This window comes from Paenibacillus sp. FSL P4-0081 (assembly GCF_000758565.1).
Classification (GTDB): Bacteria; Bacillota; Bacilli; order Paenibacillales; family Paenibacillaceae; genus Paenibacillus_AQ; species Paenibacillus_AQ phytohabitans.
Window position 1 is genome coordinate 2,711,847 of record NZ_CP009280.1, and the last position, 19,253, is coordinate 2,731,099.

A 19,253-nucleotide genomic window follows, 5' to 3' on the forward strand; every position below is an offset into this window, starting at 1 on the left:
CTGTTCTATACGGGGCGTGCCTTTTACTATACAGAATAATAGAGATGATTCCTTGTACGTTTAAGCGAAATGTGAAATTATAGAAAAAAGAGTTTTATCATACATAGCAGGGGGAACAACGATGAAAAGCTATTTTGTTCATAATGGAACTGCTTTATTGCATGTGATGGAGAGCGGGATGCCGGGTGCTGAAACACCGTCACTGCTCGTGGTCAGCGGATTGTGGGAGCCGGCGGAGCGGGCGATTCCGCTGCTCAGCCATTTACCGGGTCATGTAGTGGCTTTCAGCTTCCGCGGCCGCGGCTTAAGCTCTACACCGGATTCAGGTTATGATCTGGAAGATCATTTATCCGATATTGAGGCTGTAGTTAACCATAGCCTTCTTACAAACTATATTGTACTCGGCTTCTCCCGGGGCGCTGCCTATGCTCTTGGCTGGAGCCTAAGGCATCAGGATCAGATGAGGGGCCTTATCCTGGTTGATCAACCGCCGGTTCACAGGGCCATGTCCCTTGAAACGTTGGAGTTCTGGAGCAGCCTTGTCTATCAGCAGGTGCCTCTTCTGAACTATATCCGCCGGGAGGCTTTGCAGGGAATGGGGCGGGAAGCCCGTGAAGTGGACTTCTCGGCACAACTGCCGCAGCTTGCAATTCCCGTCACGCTGTTTGCCGGCAGGAATCCGGAATCTATGATCCCATCGGATATATCAGATGAAGTAATGGAGAAGTACCGCACATTGGTGCCCTGCTGCACTGTAGTCGAATTTACACAGTCCGGGCATATGATTCCGGATGAAGAGCAGGCGAAGTATATAGCTGAGGTTGAGAGATGTATGTCTGAGACTTTTCGCTAAGAGGAGGTAAGTCTGTGTTTAACTGGATTCAGAATTATACGAGACTTGAGTATATCACGGAGCTGGAGCCTTTCGATTTCAGCAGCGTGACGGAGCAGGAGCGTATCCGCAGAATGGAGCCGCAGGAGCAGCCTGCTGAAATGACTGCACTCGCGCAATATTTCATAGCTGCCAGTGCCTGGCTAACGGAGAATATGTCTATTACGATCCCTATGCGCAATGAAGAAGCCGCGAAGCGGGTGCTGGAAGAGGTTAGCCCGCATTTCAACAAGGTTCTGCAGTACACTGCTGCGGACAGAGGAAGTGGGATGGTTCTGCAGAAGCTGAAGCCGGCGTCCAAAGCACTCTTCGGGGCTGCACGCACCGCAGCGCTGCCGTTAATGGAAGATCTGTACCGGCATCATGATATCAGTGTATGGGATGCCGGCAAGCGGAGTATTGTGAATTATACCGTTAACCGTGCGGAGCTTGAACCCTGTGAAGGTCCGGAAATAGAGAAGCTGCAAGCCCTGCTGCATAAGCTGTATCTTGATCCGCCAGGGGAGGACTTTGGGCTGGCCCCGCTGGGCTGGAAGTTTGAGGATTCCCTTAAGGATTCCCTGATGCTGCGCTTCCTGGCAGGATTCACACCGCATCTGACGCTTGCTGTGGATTCCGGCACCATGGAAGTCATTAGCATTCATCTGTCCCAGGAGGAATTCAGCCGTCCGGTTCTGCTGCGCTCGGGATGGCCTAAGCCGCCGCGCAGGAATGGGGATTATCTGTATCTGGATCTCGGCAGGAAGCTCGTATATGTAGTCGATCTAAGCAAGCAGGCCAAGCTTGAGAACTGGGCTGATCTGCATGAAGAGGCCCGGGTGTACCATATCCTGCCGGACGGGGATTTTGCCCGCTTCAATCACCTTACCGCTGAGCCGAAACCGGCTGGTGTGGGCTTATTCTTTGATACAAATACGATTGGCAGAATGCTGGAGACAATCAACCTTGAGCTGGAGTCTTTTTGAAATAATAAATACTATAGAGGATCAGCGGAATGACCAGGAAATTGGCCAGCTGAATATATAGCAGATAGTCGAGCAGCTTGAACATATCGAACAAATCCCGCGAGAACAGGTACGAGAAAAGTATCGTCAGCGCGCAGACATAATGCTCCTTGAACCGGATCTTCAGGCCCGACAGCCGGATCAGCTCCATCAGTGCAAAGAAGCAGACGATATAACGGATGAACCAGCCGGCGACCACCTGCAGCATGACGAATAGCTCACCGGCCTCCAGGAAGCCGAAGGCGCTGATAATCTGGGTCTGTGTCAGCTTGGGGAACAACAGGTTGACCGCACGGTCCGGCCCGAAGGTAGTAATGACGCCAAGCATCGAGAAGATCTGCATCTGGATAATGAACAGCAGGGCAATCGACGTATGCAGGAGCAGCTTGGATTTGTCCCGCACACTGTCCAGGTAAGGGATCATAATGGTGACACAGCTAAGTGCGCCGAGAATCTTCAGGGTGCTCAGCAGCAGTGCAGGGGTTACTCCATGCTCCAGGATCGGATAGATATACTTCATGTCTTTGTATTTATGAGTCAGGAAGGCGAGCAGCATACCGGACAGGCTGATGAAGAAGATCACCACAATTGTCGTAATCGTTACGGAAGCAATCCCTTTTTTGACCACATAGACCGTCGCTACCGCAGTCACCAGTATAAAGACCCATACAGGCGTGAACAGCTGGAAACCGGTGTGAATGACACTGGCCTCGGCGCCCGCACTCTCAAATATAGTTAATAGAAGGGTCAGCAAAAACAGCACGGAAAAAAAGCCGCCGCCCCATTTGCCGAGCGATTTCGCATAGATGTCGAGCAGGTTATAATTTTTAGTCCTCTTCTTAATCGTCAGAATAACCCACATGTAAACAAGAATACAGGCTGAAGCGGCAATCATGGCAATCCAGGTATCTCTTCCGCCTAGCCGGATGAATGACGAGGGGAAGGTCTTAAGAGTGACAATCGCCAGACTGCAGATGATGAAAAACAGATGTTTGGAGTTCATACTTCCCACTAGTACGCCTTCTCTCAGAAAAATCTAGACTTAACCTCTAGTATGGTCCGCTGTAAGGAATATTATTCCGGGAATCCGGCATACTATCCCTACCACTTAAGAAGGGCGGGAAACCGGATGACCGTACAGGCGAGTGAGCTTTCCTCTATACTAAGCGGCTGCTTTGATTTCATTAAGCGGGATATCGTGATGAACGATGCTGTCATTACTCTCTTTTATATAGAGACCATTTGTGATTCTACCTATATCAGCCAATATATTATCGAGCCGCTGTCGCAGGCGGCAGGGGGGATTACCAGCAGGGAAGAGGTGGGTAAGGCCATCTATGCCGCTAAATTCGGGGAGGTCCGGGATGCGGACGAGGCGCTTGAGCATCTGCTGGCAGGTGATCCGGTGCTGATTTTTGAACAGCTCCAGTATGCTGTTTATTGTGACGCCCGCAAGCTGGAATCCCGTCCGGTCGAGAAATCGCAGTTCGAAGCGTCGCTCGTCGGCTCGAACGAGAGCTTCAATGAGCTGCTGGTTAACAATGTCAGCCTGATCCGCAAACGGATGGCTACGCAGACGCTGAAGATCGAAAGCCATATTCTGGGCAAGCAGTCGAAGACGCAGGCGGTTCTGCTCTATGTGGAGGGGACGGCTCCGGAGGATCTTGTCGCGACTGTCCGCCAGAAGCTGGAGGCTATGGACAATGAATTCGTGCTGGGAGCACAGTATGTTGCGGAAGCCTTAAGTCCGGGCAAGACGCTGTTCGATACCATAGGATACACCGAGAAGCCCGATGCGATAGTCGCCAAGCTGTTTGAGGGCAGAATCTCCGTAATTGTGAATGGTACGCCGTTTGCACTGACCGCGCCCTGTTTCTTTTTTGAGAACCTGCAGTCCCCGGATGATTATGCCACCAACAGGCTGTTTGTTACGCTGCTGCGCTGTGTGAGATTCGGCTCGGTGCTGGTATCGCTGCTTCTGCCGGGATTCTATGTGGCGCTGACAACGCATCACTTCTCGCTGATTCCTTCTGCGTTTGTGTTCAAGCTTGCCGTGTCCCGTTCGGGGGTGCCTTTTCCGACAGTGGTGGAAGCGGTCCTGATGTTCCTGTTCTTCGAGCTCTCCCGGGAAGCGGGACGGCGGCTGCCGCATCAGATCGGACAAGCGCTCAGCATTGTAGGTGCCCTGATTCTGGGCGATGCCGCTGTCGGCGCCGGACTGGCTTCCCAGGCTACAGTGGTCGTGACAGGGATTTATGCCATTACCTCGTTCATTAATCCGCGTCTGACCTCGGCCATTTCTGTATGGGCAGTGTTCTCTATCATCATGTCTGCCTGTTTCGGGCTGCACGGCTTCTATCTGGGATTCATCCTGCTGGTGGCCCATTTGGGATCGCTGAGATCCTGTGATTATCCGTATCTGTTCCCGCTGGGCACCGAGAAATCGTTCCGCGCCGCCAATCTGGATGTGCTGGTCCGGGGACCGCTGAGCAAAGTATCGAAACCCTTCCTGTACCGGGGCAGAAAATGATCAAGGCGCTCCGCAGAAAAGTACTCGTCACACTGATGCTGGCGGTGCTGCCCCTCCTGCTGGCTTCCTGCTTGGGCTACAGGGATCTTGACCACATCGCATTCGTGACCTCCATTCTGATTGATCAGGATGAGGAGGAGAATCTCGTTTTTTATTTTGAGACGCTGAACTCCATCCGCAACTCCTCCAAAGAGGCGAACCAGGAGGAGCGGATTGTATATAAAATAGCGACCCAGAATCCGGGTGATGCAATCAACCGGCTGGAGACCCACACCAGTGCCCCGGTTACCCTTGCCCACAACAAAGTAATCCTCTTCACGGAACGCTTTGCGGCGGGCGGGCTGGACCAGGCATTTGATATTTTTGACCGGTGGCAGGAATCCAGCACACGTACACTTCTGGGCGTGTATGTAGGAGAGACAGAAGATTTCATCAAGCCCAACCACGAGGAAGAGGTTATGACCGGCCTGTATCTCTATGATATGCTGGGCAACAAAGCATCCGTAACCTCCTATGGCGTCAAGCTGAACATCAAGGAGTTCATGAATCAGAAGATTATCGGTGATCATGTAAATTCCATGTCGATCATGAATGTGTCCAAGGATAAGGATACTAAGGGGCAGTATTTCCTGGACGGCCTGGCGCTGATTAAAGATTATAGAATGGTAGGCAGACTGAGCAGCGAGAAGTCCATCTACTTCAACTTCCTGCTCGATAACGAGGTATCGGGCAATATCAATACGCAGAATCCCGAGGACCGGACGAAGACGGTGAGCCTGCTGCTGCAGAATAACCGCTACAAGTCCAGGCTCGATTATAAAGACGGCATGCTAAAGATGGAGATCATCCTTAAGCTGAACACCGATGTATCCTTAATCCAGGGGAAGCTGAAGCTGAACGAGGAGAATATTGCGAAGCTGGAGGCGTCCATGGCAGCGAAGATCAGAGCCGATTGTCTGGCGCTGTTTCAGAGATGGAAGGATAAAGGGACCGATATTTTTGATATCCAGGAGAAGTTTGACCGGAAATATCCTAAGCTCGCCGGCCGGAATATCATCGGGAGTACAGAGCTCGACCTTAAGGTTACGGTAGATATTAACGGCACGACAACGCTTAGGGATGCGGAATAGCAATATGATAATTATAGAAGCTGTTATCACGGCCATAAGGGCTGAGGTTACAGCTTCTTTTTGTATGACAGATTTCATGCCGCGAATAAGCGGATTGCACGGGCTGTTGTATCTTTTGTCAAGAATTAATGCGTAATATTTATAAAATATTGTTCGATTATACAAACCAATCCGCGAATTTTAGCTATAATGAAAATAAACCTGCCACGAACATTTCAAAGCCGGAGCATTAAAGATATAATGTGGCCATAGGTATAGGTATGATACAGTGCGGAAATGCCCGTAATTACGCAGCCTAAAGATGCCAGCGAAAGGTCTGAGGATGATGAGCCTGGAAGCCTTGAATGAACGTGTGAAGACCGATCTTTCCTACCTTGCCTATGGCGGCACGGACTGGGTACGCCCTCTGGAGCATCCCGAAGGCCATGTCTATGATGTTGTGATTGTGGGCGGGGGGCAGAGCGGATTAGGCGCAGCCTTCGGCCTGCTGCGTGAACGGATATCCAACATTCTGATTATTGATGAGAACAGTGACGGGCGGGAAGGTCCTTGGGAAACATACGCGCGGATGGTGACTCTGCGCACGCCCAAGCATTTGACCTCCATTGATCTGGGCATTCCATCGCTCACCTTCCGCTCCTGGTGGGAAGCGCAGAAGGGAACAGCAGCCTGGGATGAATTAGGCAAAATCCCCCGCGGCGACTGGATGAATTATCTGCGCTGGTACCGGCAGATTCTGCAGCTGCCGGTGATCAATGAGGTGCAGCTTAAGCTGATCGAGCCTGGTGAGGACGGGATCTACCGGCTGCGGATTGCCGGAGCGGGTGCCCCGTCCGGTCTGCTGCTGGCGCGTAAGATCGTACTGGCCACAGGTATCCAGGGCGGAGGCGAGTGGCATGTCCCGCCGATGATTGCGGAGCATCTGCCGGAGCATCTGTATGCACATACCTCGCAGAAGATTGATTTCGCCGCTCTCCGCGGCAAGCGGGTAGCGATTCTCGGCGGCGGGGCCTCGGCCTTCGACAATGCTAACTTCGTCCTTACTGAAGGAGCGGCGGAAGCGCATGTGTTCGTCCGCCGCGAACAGCTGCCGAATGTCAATCCGATCCGCCAGATGGAGGTTTCGGGCATGATTGAACGGTTCCATGCCTTAGCGGATGCAGATAAATATGCGGTGATCTCGCATTTCTTCAATTATAATCAGCCGCCAACGAACGACACCTTTGCACGGGCGGCGGCCTGGCCCGGCTTCCGGCTGCATCTCGGTTCTCCCTGGCTTAGTGTGGCGGCTTCCGGAGAAGAAGCGGTAGTGACTACGCCTAAGGGTGAATTCAGCTACGACTTCCTGATTGTCAGCACCGGGCTGCTCAGTGATCCCGCCCTGCGGCCGGAGCTGCAGCAGGTCCAAGCTCATATTGCCCGCTGGCGCGACCGCTATGAGGCGCCGGCCGGAGCGTCGAATGCGCTGCTGGATGCGCATCCGTACCTCAGCCCGGGGTTTGCGCTGCAGAGCCGGGATGAGGCAGACCGCAAGCTGCTGCATGGAATATTCATCTTCAATTATTCGGCCCTGGCCAGCTGCGGCTTATCGGCATCGGCGATCTCCGGCCTGAAGAATGCGATACCGAAGCTTGTCTGTGGTGTAGCCGACCAGTTGTTCATGGATGACCGCCAGCAGACCCTGCAGGCGTATTATGATTACGACGAGATTGAGTTTACCGGCAAATAATACAAGAAGAGGCTGTACCGGGGGTCAGGAAGACCTTTGGTACAGCCTTTGTGCTGTGGAGCGTGTCCAGAGAAGTGGCCTGGTGCTTACATGCTGCTGCCTGGCAGCCGGGTCTAGGTTGTGATCCTGGCATACACCGCGAAGAACAGCGCCAGCTCGCCCATGATCAGCACATTCGGAACATGGATTACGAGATCCAGCACGTAGAAGCAGATCAGGATAGCGGTGAGCAGCGCCAGATGCTTAACCCCCAGCCGGTGCTGCTTATGTCTGTAGACATGGAAGACCAGTGTGGTCGAAGCGAAGTAGAGCAGGACTGAGCCGAAGAGCAGATTCAGCATCAGGTCATAATGAAGCTTATTCAGGAAGAGCAGCTGGATCGATGCGGCAAGCATACATAACGACAGATAGATAAACAGATGTCCGTAGATAATGGTCTGTCCGGCCGTTTGAATATGCATATCGACCTTCTTTTCCAGGTTGTCATAATACTGCCACCACATCGCGATAATCAGCACGAAGGTGAGGGCGGCGAAGCCGACAGATTGTCCGGTCCAGGTACTGGACTGCAGTACGGCAAGAATGCTGACGACAGATTCACCCAGGAGAATTAAAGCGAACAGTGAGAACCGCTCCAGCAGATGATGCGTATTGGCAGGAGTCTTCACAAGAATCCGCCGCCCGGTCAGCGGGAGAATAATGTCCAGCGCAATCCCGGCGTACAGCACGGCATACCGGAGCCAGGAATCGAAGAACAGCGAACACGCCGAAATCACCAGTCCGATCCAAAAGCGTGTTCCTAAATAACGGGCCGTATTCCGCAGATGGCCGCTTTCTTTGGAATGTGCGTAGTGATACTGGACGGCGGTCATGATCCGGAGTCCGAGATAGCCAATCAGAAACGGCAGATAGTTGGCATCGAAATCCACAGACAGGCTGGCTGTCATGATCAGCACGAAGAATAATTGGATGATCAGAAAAATCCGGTGCGCCACCGTATCCTGTCCATAACGGTTGACGAAAAGCGTCTGGCCTACCCAGGCCCACCAAATCGGAATGAAGATCAGTACGAATTTGCCCAGTGTCTCCAGAGAGAGAACCTCGTCTTCTACATGCAGAAGCACATGGCTGGCCTTGGAGACCGCAGCGACAAACAGCAAATCATAGAAGAGCTCCAGCCAGGTTACTTTTTTGATAATCATTCTGCAAGTCTCCTTTGCCGTATGTTTACCGGAGCAGTCCGGTTAACAAGTATAATAAAGGCTCTGGATAGAAGAAGGCAAGACAGCAGGTGGATTAACCATGGTTCATTCCGGCAGCAATTGACCTGGGCTGCGCTCTCACGGATAATATAGAGGTTCATATTCTTTACAGGATCGGGGTAGAAGCATGTCATATCGTAATATGGAAGAATGCATTATTGACTTGGAGAAGCACGGACATTTAATTCGCATACATGAGGAAGTTGACCCGCATCTGGAGATGGCTGCGATCCATATGAAGGTCTATGAAGCGGGCGGTCCCGCGCTGCTGTTCGAGAATGTCCGGGGCTCGAAGTACCGCGCGGTATCGAATCTGTTCGGAACGATCGAGCGCAGCAAATTCATCTTCCGGGATACCTGGCAATCCTCCCAGGATGTTATCGCTTTGCGCAGCAATCCCATGAAGGCGCTAAAGCAGCCTTTTAAATACTTTGGAACCGCCCTTGCAGCCAGAAAAGCACTTCCGCTGAAGAAACAGGGCAGTGCTCCTGCCGGTTTCGAGGAAATTCAAATCTCTGATCTTCCCCAGATCAAGCACTGGCAGGGAGACGGAGGGGCATTTGTCACGCTTCCGCAGGTGTATTCGGAAGATCCGGACAAGCCGGGGATCATGAACTCCAATCTCGGGATGTACCGGATTCAGCTTAGCGGCAATGAGTACGAGATGAACAAGGAGGTCGGTGTGCATTACCAGATTCACCGCGGCATCGGCATACATCAGTCCCAGGCCAATAAACGCGGCGAGCCGCTCAAGGTGAGCTGCTTCATCGGCGGGCCTCCGGCGCATACGCTGTCGGCGGTGATGCCGCTGCCGGAGGGCCTCAGCGAGATGACCTTTGCCGGGCTGCTGGCCGGACGCCATTTCCGCTACACCTATGTGGACGGATTCTGCATCAGCAGTGATGCCGATTTCGTAATTACCGGAGAGATTCATCCCGGTGAGACGAAGCCGGAAGGTCCGTTCGGGGATCATCTGGGCTACTACAGCCTGACCCACCCGTTTCCTGTGATGAGAGTGCATAAGGTCTACGCCAAGCGAGGGGCCATCTTCCCGTTCACGGTCGTCGGCCGTCCGCCGCAGGAAGACACCGCCTTTGGAGAATTGATTCATGAGCTGACGGGCGGGGCAATTCAGTCTGAGGTTCCCGGCGTTAAGGAAGTTCATGCCGTAGATGCCTCGGGAGTGCATCCGCTGCTATTCGCCATCGGCAGTGAACGCTATACGCCTTATCAGCAGCTTAAGCAGCCGGCGGAGCTGCTGACCATTGCCAACCGGATTCTCGGAACCGGACAGCTCAGTCTGGCGAAATATCTGTTCATCACTGCAGAAGAGGACCAGCCGGTCAGCACGCATGATATTGAAGGTTTCCTGACGTATATCCTGGAGCGGATTAATCTGCACCGCGATATTCATTTCCAGACGAATACCACCATAGATACACTGGATTACTCCGGCACGGGAATCAACAGCGGCAGTAAGGTGGTGTTCGCTGCGGTAGGCGGGCAGAAGCGGAGCCTATGCACGGAAGTGCCTGGGATTCTGCAGGCACAGCAGAGCTGGGGACCGGCGGTGATGATTATGCCGGGTGTTGTGGCGCTGCAAGGCAAGCCGTTCGCGGATTATCAGTCAGCCGCAGAGGAAATCGCCGGCCTGTGTGCCGCCATTGCAGAGCAGGGGCCGCCCGATTCCTGCCCGATGATCATTCTGTGCGACGACAGCGGGTTCATGTCGGAGCATCTGAACAATTTCCTGTGGGCGACCTTTACGCGGAGCAATCCTTCCCATGATATCCACGGGGTGAACAGCAGGGTAGAGCATAAGCACTGGGCCTGCGATAATATCATTATCGATGCCCGGGTGAAGCCGCATCAGGCGCCGCCGTTAATCCCCGACCCTGAGGTGCAGAAGAATATACAGCGGGTATTTGCTCCCGGAGCCAGCCTGGGCGGTATGCGGGGATAGAATGGGGCTTACTCCCTGACGGGCACCTCGACTTTAATGTATTCACCTTCACTGTTTAAGACGGCGATTGCTTCTGCTGTAGGGATATCATTAATGGTGTATAACTTGCTGCCTTCAGAGAAAGTAGTGGAGAAGTTGTTGGGAGTATCTGCGATAGGCTCCAGGGATTGTAATGTGATTTCGCCGATTTGTTCCCCTACATCAGTAACCTGCGTTTTCGTAATTTGATAAATCCGGTCATTCCATTTGACACATGGAAAGGCAATGGACCCCGCAGTGCGGACCTCTACGTGTTGACTAGAGGGACCCGGCTGCGGGGTTTGTACTTCTTGGCCGGCAGATGAGCAGGCAGCGAGGAAAATTACGCTTGCGGCAACAATGAACTTCTTCATTCGTCTGGTTTACTCCTTTCAGTAAGCTTTTAGATGGAAAAACGTCACTTAATTATCTTGGCGATACCCAAACAGTAACATTAACTGGAAAAACGTCACTTAATTCTGCCCATATCTCCGATATCCCGCAAGATGGGTTAAATTAAGTGTTGTTTATCCAACTGCAGCTCCATTTAGGAAGATTTCCCCGGAATTAGTTGACGTTTATCCACTTGTTAGCTTGTCTTGAATTTGTTTTATTCACTCTCGCTGTCAGGCAGTGTATAGGTATGCACAGTTTCTTTGCTGCCGTCCAGATAGTTAACAGTGAAGGTGAACACATTGCCCTCACGCTTGGTGAACTTAATATGGTCCCCGGGGAACATATAATCTATTTGCTCCACATCAAGCTGCCCTTCAGCACTAAGCAGCTCTTTGTACAGCAGGGTTTGCTCGCCGGTAGTACGATTGACGAGTGTCAGGAGGGCTGTATCCAGAGGGCGGACCAGCAGGACATCCTTGAAGACAGCTTCGACATTATAGTAGACATCTTTCGTGACGGTTGCGCCCATCAGGTGCGGTAAATCAATTGTTTCACTGACCGCTCCCGTTCCATCCTCAATCAGCCGCAAAGTCTGCCCGTCATTCAATACCAGCTTCCCCTCAGACCATTCGGCGGCTGTGCCGAAGGAGGTGTAGGTATCTATATGCCCTTGACGAATGACACTGCCATTTTTCAAAAGATAGGTGTAGTACCCGGCATGCAGATGCGGTTCGCCGTAAACATTGCTTACACGCAGCAAAGTCAGGCCTGCAGGTGTATGCTCGAAGGTGAAGTCAATAACATCCAGACCTCTGCCCAGCGTAGCAAGCTTGTGCTTCGTGTTCTGCTTGGTGGTGAGGTACAACTCACCGCTGTCAAGGGATAGGGAATACACTCCGCCCTCGAAGGTTTCCGAATAGCTGCGGTACATATGCAGATGATTGATCAGCAGAGTCTTCTTTGCAGAGTCCCACCGGACAGGTCCCCCTTCAAGTGCCGCTGCAATAAATTTAACAGGTACATACAGCTCTTGTTTTGACATATACGGAGTGCCGCCTAGCGGAACCTTCTGCCCGTCGAGCACACCGGTGGAGCTGCCCAGCTGCACACTGAAGCTTTTATTCCAGCCGCTGAATGCCGCAGTTTTAGCCGCATTGTTCCATAGGATCTCAATTCCGGTAGCTTTCACCAGATTGGCAGGCATGTAGGAGATTCCATTCTTGATCTGTGCGTTCCCCGCTGAACTCCCCGATATACCGCTCTCACTGCTATAGGTAAAGTAGATCTTTACCTCAGACACAGACTTGGCGGAAGCCGGGACTGCCGGTGTGCCCGTTGCCATTGCAAGCGCAAGTGCGGGGAGGAGTAATATTTGCCGGGTAATCTTCATCGTTCCCATCCTTTCTATGAAAGCGTGGTTGCCATGGCTCTGGCATTAATCTTCTGTTCCATATAGACGAATATATAGACGAATATAACCATGGAAGGTTTCGGGTGTTTGTAAAAATATGGACGAAGTGATATTGAGTATGCCTAGTCTCCTGTGGATATGCTACTATGTTGTTTAGAGTGGCAGAATAGCGCTTTCATCCGAAAAGGAGCGAATCATATGACCAAAGAGCTTTGGCTTAATCTCCCTGTAAAGGATCTTAACCGTTCGCGGGAATTCTTCGGCAAGCTGGGATTTGCGTTTCATCCGCGGCATGAAGGCAGTGATGAGATGGCGGGACTAGTCATCGGGGATCAGAAAGTACTGGTAATGCTGGTTCCGGAAGCAACGTTCCGCAGATACACCGGGCAGGAGATTGCTGACACCTCTCAAGGGACAGAAGTTCTCTTCTCAATCGATGCTGCCAGCCGGGAGGAAGTAGACGAACTTGTCCGTAAGGCGGAGGAGGCGGGCGGACATGTTTTTGGCAGGCCGAAGGCGGCGGGCGGAGGCTGGATGTACGGCGCAGGCTTCGCTGATCCCGACGGACACCGCTGGAATGTGCTCTATATGGATATGGATCAGATACCCGAAAGTTGAAATTAGGGAAAGTATACACTGCATGCAGGGGGAAACAAAGATGGATGTATTAGAAACGCAGCGGTTAATCTTACGGAGCTTCAGAGCAGAAGACGGGGACGATCTGCATGCCTATCTCTCGCAGGAAGAGGTTGTGAGATTCGAGCCTTACGGCGTATATGACCAGGCTGCAAGTAAGGCCGAGGCAGAGCGGCGGGCAACCGATCACGCCTTCTGGGCCGTATGTCTGAAGGACAGCGGCAGACTGATAGGGAACTTGTATTTCCAACAGCAGAACCCGCCGCAGTTTCAGACCTGGGAGCTGGGCTATGTGTTCAACAGTAACTATCAAGGAAAAGGCTATGCGGCAGAGGCTTGCCGTGAGCTGCTGGCATACGGCTTCGGCACAATTGGAATCAGACGTGTAACCGCGCATTGTGATCCGGACAATCATCCGTCATGGCGGCTGCTCGAGCGGCTGAAGCTGCGCCGGGAGGGGCATTTTCTGCAGACAGGTTATTTCAAGCCTGATGAACAGGGAAACCCGGGATGGCATGATACCTATGCCTATGGTTTGCTTGGGAGTGAGTGGATGAGTATGAACCAAAGAGAAGATGTTAGCAGCTGATCGCTGTGAGGCTGGCGGAGTAAGTCCGTTCCTCATACTAGATTCGTTTAAGGCAGGATAGAGACTCTTAAGTTAGCACTAAGGGCATAAATGTTGTACATTGTGCAGCTTTGATTCCTGAATATCTGGGTGTTCGGAAGGATTGTTGTAGGAAATACAACAATAGTTCCGCTAAACCGCCAAGTGGGGGAGAAATGTTGCATTTTCTACAACAATATTGGTTTTTGGACTGGTATAGTGAGGAGAATGTTGTATTACGTGCAGGATTTTAAAAAAATTTCAAAGCTATAGCCCCACAGCCCCACTGTGTGGGGCTATTTCACGTATACGGCAGCGGCTTTACATTCAGTTTATGTAAATCTTCAAGTGAGCAAATACTCGTCTCCTATAGTAGTTAAAAAAGTAGTTAAAAAATAAACTATAGAGTACAGGAGTGACAATCACTTGAATTCATCCAGTAAAGCCATCCTTTCTCTTCTCCTCGCCGCAGAGCTTGCGGCCGGATCCGCATGGGGCGCAGGCCCGGTAGCCGCCGCCCCTTCGATACAGCCAGGCACTCCGTATAATGCTTCCGGCAGCTATGATGTTGCCGTTCCGCACATTGTCGTCAACCAGATTTACGGCGGCGGTGATGCCGGGACAACAGAGGGCTACTTCTCCAAAGGCTTCATTGAGCTATATAATCCTACAGATTCGGATGTGAATCTGAGCGGCTGGTCGGTGCAGTATTCCGATCCCGGCATGAACGGTGCCTGGAGCAAGCTTGCCCTGACAGGTACCATTAAAGCGCATGCCTCCTACCTTATTACGGACGGTAAATTGAATCCCGTCTATCAAAGTGACCTCAGCGGCAAGGGGGATCAGAGCTGGGACAAACTTCTTTTTAATAATAAAGGCATGAAGGTGGTCCTTCTTAGCAGTTCCGCTCTGCTGGAGAACGCTAATCCGTTCCTGGACAAGTCGCCGGCTTATGTAGATATGATCGGCACAGCAGGAAATGACAACGGTGCTACGATCGATGGCTATGAGGCGGATTATCCGACGGGCAAAACCGGCGGGACCTCCAAGCAAAAGTCAGTGCGACGTACGGATTACGTGGACACGGACAACAATAAAGCGGATTTTGCGCAGATTTCATTCGATAAGCTGGATGGGGCAGCGATGAATCAGCTGAAGCCGCATAACAGTGCCGATGGCGCCTGGGGGATAACGGCTCCTGCCCTGGGCATAGCGACCGCTTCCTTGCCTCAGGCGACTGCAGGGGCGCCCTATTCCGTATCGCTCTCGGTATATGGCGGAACACAGCCGTATTCCTACACGGCAGCGGGCCTGCCTGACGGGCTGAGCATAGACTCCGTATCCGGTGCAGTTAGCGGTACTCCGCTGAAATCCGGAACGGCAACGGTGAGTTTCTCTGTATACGACAGTGCAGCTCCTTCCAACAAGGCTGAAGCGATGCTCCCGCTGACGGTCCAACCTGAGGCTGCTCCGCCTACGGAGGATGTCATCAGCATCACCAAAATTGGCGGGTATGCGGTTGGTACGACCAGTGAGGATGGCGGTGTAGCCGAGATCATTAAGTACAACCGCGATAACGGGAGATTCTACCTTGTCAACGGCTCAACCCATCCGGCATCGGTGGACATCGTGAATCTGAAGGATGGCATTCATCCGGAGAAGGAAACCAGCATCAATGTGGAGCAGCTGTCAGAAACGGGGGGCTTCAGCTACGGTGACTTGACGAGTGTCGATATCAACACGGCCACCAAGCGGATTGCTGTTGCTGTACAGGAAGAAGATGCGCTGAAGAACGGTAAAGTGCTTGTGCTGGATTATGACGGCAGGCTGCTGGAACAATATGAAACCGGCGTACAGCCGGATATGCTCAAATATACGGAAGACGGCCGTTATATTCTTACGGCAGACGAGGCTGAACCCCGCACACTTGCGGGTGATCCCGAAGGCAGTGTAACGATCATCAATACGGCTACCAAAGCAGTGAACCTTGTGAAATTCGACGACCCCGCGGCTATTGATGACCTTGTGCATATCCGTGGTGCTGTTGACCCTAAGACCAAGCTGATTACCGGGAAAGGGAGCAAGGCGGATGCCATACGCGATCTGGAGCCGGAGTTCATCGAGCTGTCCGGGGATCAGGCAACAGCGTATGTCTCGCTTCAGGAGAATAACGCGATTGCCGCGGTTGATGTTGTCTCCGGTAAGCTGTTATGGGTTAAGGGCCTTGGATTCAAGGATTTAAGCAAGCCGGAGAATAAGCTTGATTTGATAAATGACAGTATGATCCATCTGGAGAATGTGCCGTTTAAAGGAGTCTACATGCCGGACGGCATCAGCCAATACACAGTAGACGGCAAAACCTATTTGTTCACAGCCAACGAAGGGGATGCCACCGAATGGGACAGCAAGGAGAATGCAACCAAGATCAGCAAAGTGAAAGGCCTGCTGAATCCGGATTCTGCTGCGGCCAAGTTCCTGAACGGCACCACGAAATATGACGGGGTAGAAGTGATGTCGGATATGGGCAATGAGGACATCTATCTGTACGGAGGCCGTTCTTTCTCAGTATGGGATGCGGCGGACATGACGCAGGTTTATGACAGCGGCAGCGATTTTGAGCAGATTACTGCGGAACGTCTGCCCGGCTATTTCAATGCAAGCAACAGCAACACGACACTTGACAGCCGCAGCTCCAAAAAAGGGCCGGAACCTGAATATGTCAAGGTAGGCATGGTCGGGAAAAGGGCGCTGGCCTTCACCGGACTAGAGCGTATCGGCGGTCTGATGACCTACGATGTAACCAATCCCGGGCAGCCGCAGTTTGTGAATTATATCAATTCCCGTGAATTCACGCCTAAGAATAATCTGGAGACCGACACCGGGCCGGAAGGGATTGATTTCATCCCGGCAACGGCCAGTCCGACCGGACTGCCGCTCGTGCTGGTCGCCAACGAGGTTGGGGGAACGGTTGCCGTCTACCAGCTGAACGTGACGAAAATTACACTGGACCAGTCCTCGCTGTCTCTGACAGCCGGAGGAACGGCAGCAGTGCTCAAGGCGACGGCCCAGGCCGGCGGAGGCACGGAGGGCACGCTCAGCTGGAGCTCTTCCAATGCTGCTGTCGCTTCTGTCGATCAGACTGGCAAAGTAACACCGCATGCCGCGGGAACGGTTGTTGTCTCGGTATACAGTGCGGACGGCTACGGTGTAGCTGAATCTCAGGTGACGGTTGCGGCTGCTGGTCCGGTTGCCAGCTTACCGGGGGCGGGTTCTTCCGGTGGAAGCGGAGCCTCACCAGCTGCAGCAGGGGCTGCAAACGCAACTGCTGCAGTTACTATAGAAGGCGGCAAAGCTGTCATGGAACTGAAGGGACAAGCTGATGCAGAAGGCAAACTAAGCCTGTCGGTAACCGCTGCTGAAGTGGCAGCAGCACTTGAGACCCTGAAGACTTCAAGTGCAAGGGAGCTTGTATTGCATATCATTTCGGGTCATGCGGCCGAAGCGGTGTTGCTGAAGATTCCAGCCGCAGCATGGGCTCAGATTGCCGGCAGTTCACTGGAGGCAGTGAGTGTGACCGGAGGACCCGGTACAGTTACCTTCGACCGGGCTGCCTTCTCCGCCATTCATGCGGCGGCAGGCAACGAAGATATCAGCCTGACCCTTGCCAAAGCCGATCTCGGCAGTACCTTGACCGGTCAGGAAGGGGCAGGTTCAGCCAGCATCATTGGCAGCCGCCCGGTGCTAAGCCTAATGGTTCAGGCCGGAACGCAGACGCTTTCGAGCTTCGGTGAAGGTAAGGTGGATGTCAGCATCCCTTATATAATGGCGTCCGGCGAAGACGCCAATGCGGTTGCTGCCTATCAGGTGAGTGCAGGCGGCGAGCTGGTTGTCCTTCCGGGCAGCAGCTATGATCCGGGGAACGGCCTGCTCTCCTTCCGCACGAATCATTTCTCGGTGTACGCGGTTGGCTACAATAAGCTTGCATTCGCGGATACGGCTAGCAGTTATGCCAAGGATTCCATTACGTACCTTGCGGCACGCGGCATTGTTACCGGGGTCTCCTCAGAGAACTTTGGCCTGAAAGACAAGCTGAGCCGCGGCAATGCCGCGCTGCTCCTGGCCCGTCTGGCCGGGGCAGAGCTGGAGTCCTCAGCTGCCGGCAGCTTTACGGATGTGAAGCCGGGGGACTATTATGCGGCCGCTGTGGATTGGGCGAATCAGAGCGGAATTGTCCAAGGAACGGGAGACGGAAGATTTGAGCCCAAGGCACCGGTCACACGCGAGCAGCTCGCCGTGATGATGATCCGTTTGTCAGATTCATTAAAATGGAGTCTGCCGGCAAACGGCGGCTCAGCGGCCTTTGCAGATCAGCAGACGATTAGCCCTTATGCAGTGGAAGCCGCAGCTGCTGCAGTGCAGGCCGGCATTCTTTCCGGTCAGGCGAGCGCTGACGGCAGTGTCAGCTTCGCACCGAAGGCAGCCGCTACACGTGAGGAAACGGCGCATATGTTAGCCAAACTGCTCAAAGCAGTGCAGTAATAAACCATTTTAAATGATTCCTGAGGGGTGTTTAGAGGCCGTGAAGCGGCTTCTGGACACCCCTCTCGCCGTTAATGGGAGCAGTTAGATGCATCATGGAAAAATCCGGGGCTTCAGGATAAGCTACAAGGGACATATGAAGATGAGGATGGAGCGTGGAGCTGACCATGAAGATTAATCGTTTGCTGGGCATCGTAGTCTATCTGCTCAACCGGGAGACCGTCAGCGGGCGGGTGCTGGCCGGGAAGTTCGAGGTCTCGGCGCGGACCATTCAGCGGGACATTGAAGCGATCAGTCTGGCCGGGATTCCCGTAGGTTCGCTGCAGGGGCTGAACGGGGGCTACTACATCATGGACAGCTTCAAGATGAACAGGCAGCTGCTTCAGCCGCAGGACTATGCGTACATTCTGGCAGCGCTGAGAGGTTTCGTGTCCGGCTATGACAGCAGGCAGGCTCAGGATACGGTGGAGAAAATGGTTGCGCTGTCGCCGGATAATGCGGCGGTTCCGCAAGCTTTTCAGCTGAATCTCGGGGTGCTTCAGGAAGGTGTGGGGACCGGCGAAACCATCGCTGTACTTGAACAAGCCATCCGTGAGAAACATGCTGTCCAGTTCCTGTATACGAATGCCCATCTCAAGGCTTCCTGCAGACGGGTAGAACCGCTGCTGTTGACGTACAAGTGGTATGCCTGGTATTTATTTGCCTATTGCTGTGAGCAGGAGGATTACCGCCTGTTCCGGTTGTCGCGTATGCGTGATATCTTGCCTCTGCCTGAACCATTCACTGCGGTTCACCGGGATGCGGAGCTGCTGCTGGCTGGGCATGGTGACAACCGGGTCTATATACATATTAAGCTGCTCTGTCCTGCGGAGTACCGTGTACTGCTGGAAGAGGCTTTGCCGAATGCCAGATTGCTGGAAACACGCGGGCAGAAGCTGGTGATGGGCTTTACGGTACCCGGGGAGGAGCAGGGCTGGTTCGGCATTATCCTGCAGCACAGCCATCAAGTCACTGTTCTGGAACCGGAGTCACTCCGGGAGAAGCTGCTGGCCAGGGCCAGAATGATTCTGGATACCTATAGCTGAATGGCGACATAATGCTGTCTAATATAGCCCTCTATAATGGATTTATTCCAT

Annotated in this window: 14 protein-coding genes; 10 read left to right on the forward strand and 4 right to left on the reverse strand. The window is 52.9% G+C overall.

Going from position 1 to position 19,253, the window contains the following annotated elements:
- The first annotated feature begins 121 nt into the window (after positions 1–121).
- On the forward strand, positions 122–853 hold the full coding sequence (locus P40081_RS11410; protein WP_042135508.1) for an alpha/beta fold hydrolase: 732 nt from the start codon (positions 122–124) through the stop codon (positions 851–853).
- A gap of 14 nt (positions 854–867) precedes the next feature.
- Positions 868–1,857 carry a hypothetical protein gene (locus P40081_RS11415; protein WP_042135510.1) on the forward strand — a complete coding sequence of 330 codons (990 nt, stop codon included), beginning with the start codon at positions 868–870 and terminating at the stop codon, positions 1,855–1,857.
- Here the strand turns inward: P40081_RS11415 and P40081_RS11420 are convergent.
- Complete coding sequence (locus P40081_RS11420; RefSeq protein WP_042140976.1) at positions 1,832–2,899, reverse strand: GerAB/ArcD/ProY family transporter; 1,068 nt, start codon at positions 2,897–2,899, stop codon at positions 1,832–1,834. The two genes, P40081_RS11415 and P40081_RS11420, sit on opposite strands and share 26 nt — an antisense overlap.
- 126 nt (positions 2,900–3,025) lie before the next feature.
- Between P40081_RS11420 and P40081_RS11425 the strand changes: the two genes are divergently transcribed.
- The 3 genes from P40081_RS11425 to P40081_RS11435 all read left to right on the forward strand — a co-directional run bounded on the left by P40081_RS11425 (position 3,026) and on the right by P40081_RS11435 (position 7,285).
- Positions 3,026–4,426, forward strand: a complete 1,401-nt coding sequence (locus P40081_RS11425; RefSeq protein ID WP_052421775.1) for a spore germination protein — start codon at positions 3,026–3,028, stop codon at positions 4,424–4,426.
- Positions 4,423–5,556, forward strand: coding sequence for a Ger(x)C family spore germination protein (locus tag P40081_RS11430; protein ID WP_042135512.1), 1,134 nt, complete (start codon positions 4,423–4,425; stop codon positions 5,554–5,556). Before P40081_RS11425 ends, P40081_RS11430 begins: the two co-directional genes overlap by 4 nt.
- Positions 5,557–5,881: 325 nt before the next feature.
- Positions 5,882–7,285 carry an NAD(P)-binding domain-containing protein gene (locus P40081_RS11435; protein ID WP_042140978.1) on the forward strand — a complete coding sequence of 468 codons (1,404 nt, stop codon included), beginning with the start codon at positions 5,882–5,884 and terminating at the stop codon, positions 7,283–7,285.
- A gap of 113 nt (positions 7,286–7,398) precedes the next feature.
- Here the strand turns inward: P40081_RS11435 and P40081_RS11440 are convergent, their stop codons facing one another.
- Positions 7,399–8,487, reverse strand: coding sequence for a low temperature requirement protein A (locus P40081_RS11440; RefSeq protein WP_042135514.1), 1,089 nt, complete (start codon positions 8,485–8,487; stop codon positions 7,399–7,401).
- A 187-nt stretch (positions 8,488–8,674) separates the two neighbouring features.
- Between P40081_RS11440 and P40081_RS11445 the strand changes: the two genes are divergently transcribed.
- Complete coding sequence (locus P40081_RS11445; protein WP_042135515.1) at positions 8,675–10,510, forward strand: UbiD family decarboxylase; 1,836 nt, start codon at positions 8,675–8,677, stop codon at positions 10,508–10,510.
- Between the two features lie 8 nt (positions 10,511–10,518).
- Here P40081_RS11445 and P40081_RS11450 read toward each other — a convergent pair whose 3' ends face one another.
- Positions 10,519–10,902, reverse strand: coding sequence for a hypothetical protein (locus P40081_RS11450; protein WP_042135517.1), 384 nt, complete (start codon positions 10,900–10,902; stop codon positions 10,519–10,521).
- Between the two features lie 236 nt (positions 10,903–11,138).
- Positions 11,139–12,314 (reverse strand): copper amine oxidase N-terminal domain-containing protein, encoded by a 1,176-nt coding sequence (locus P40081_RS11455; protein ID WP_231575327.1) that lies wholly within the window; start codon positions 12,312–12,314, stop codon positions 11,139–11,141.
- 219 nt (positions 12,315–12,533) lie between these two features.
- Here P40081_RS11455 and P40081_RS11460 point away from each other — a divergent pair, with 219 nt between their 5' ends.
- The 4 genes from P40081_RS11460 to P40081_RS11475 all read left to right on the forward strand — a co-directional run bounded on the left by P40081_RS11460 (position 12,534) and on the right by P40081_RS11475 (position 19,202).
- Complete coding sequence (locus tag P40081_RS11460; protein ID WP_042135519.1) at positions 12,534–12,953, forward strand: VOC family protein; 420 nt, start codon at positions 12,534–12,536, stop codon at positions 12,951–12,953.
- A gap of 40 nt (positions 12,954–12,993) precedes the next feature.
- The gene (locus P40081_RS11465) at positions 12,994–13,560 is read left to right on the forward strand and encodes a GNAT family N-acetyltransferase (RefSeq protein ID WP_042135520.1); all 567 of its coding nucleotides are present in this window, start codon (positions 12,994–12,996) and stop codon (positions 13,558–13,560) included.
- A gap of 444 nt (positions 13,561–14,004) precedes the next feature.
- On the forward strand, positions 14,005–18,117 hold the full coding sequence (locus P40081_RS11470; RefSeq protein WP_042135522.1) for a choice-of-anchor I family protein: 4,113 nt from the start codon (positions 14,005–14,007) through the stop codon (positions 18,115–18,117).
- Positions 18,118–18,284: 167 nt separating this feature from the next.
- Complete coding sequence (locus tag P40081_RS11475) at positions 18,285–19,202, forward strand: helix-turn-helix transcriptional regulator (RefSeq protein WP_042140980.1); 918 nt, start codon at positions 18,285–18,287, stop codon at positions 19,200–19,202.
- The last annotated feature ends 51 nt before the right edge of the window (positions 19,203–19,253 follow it).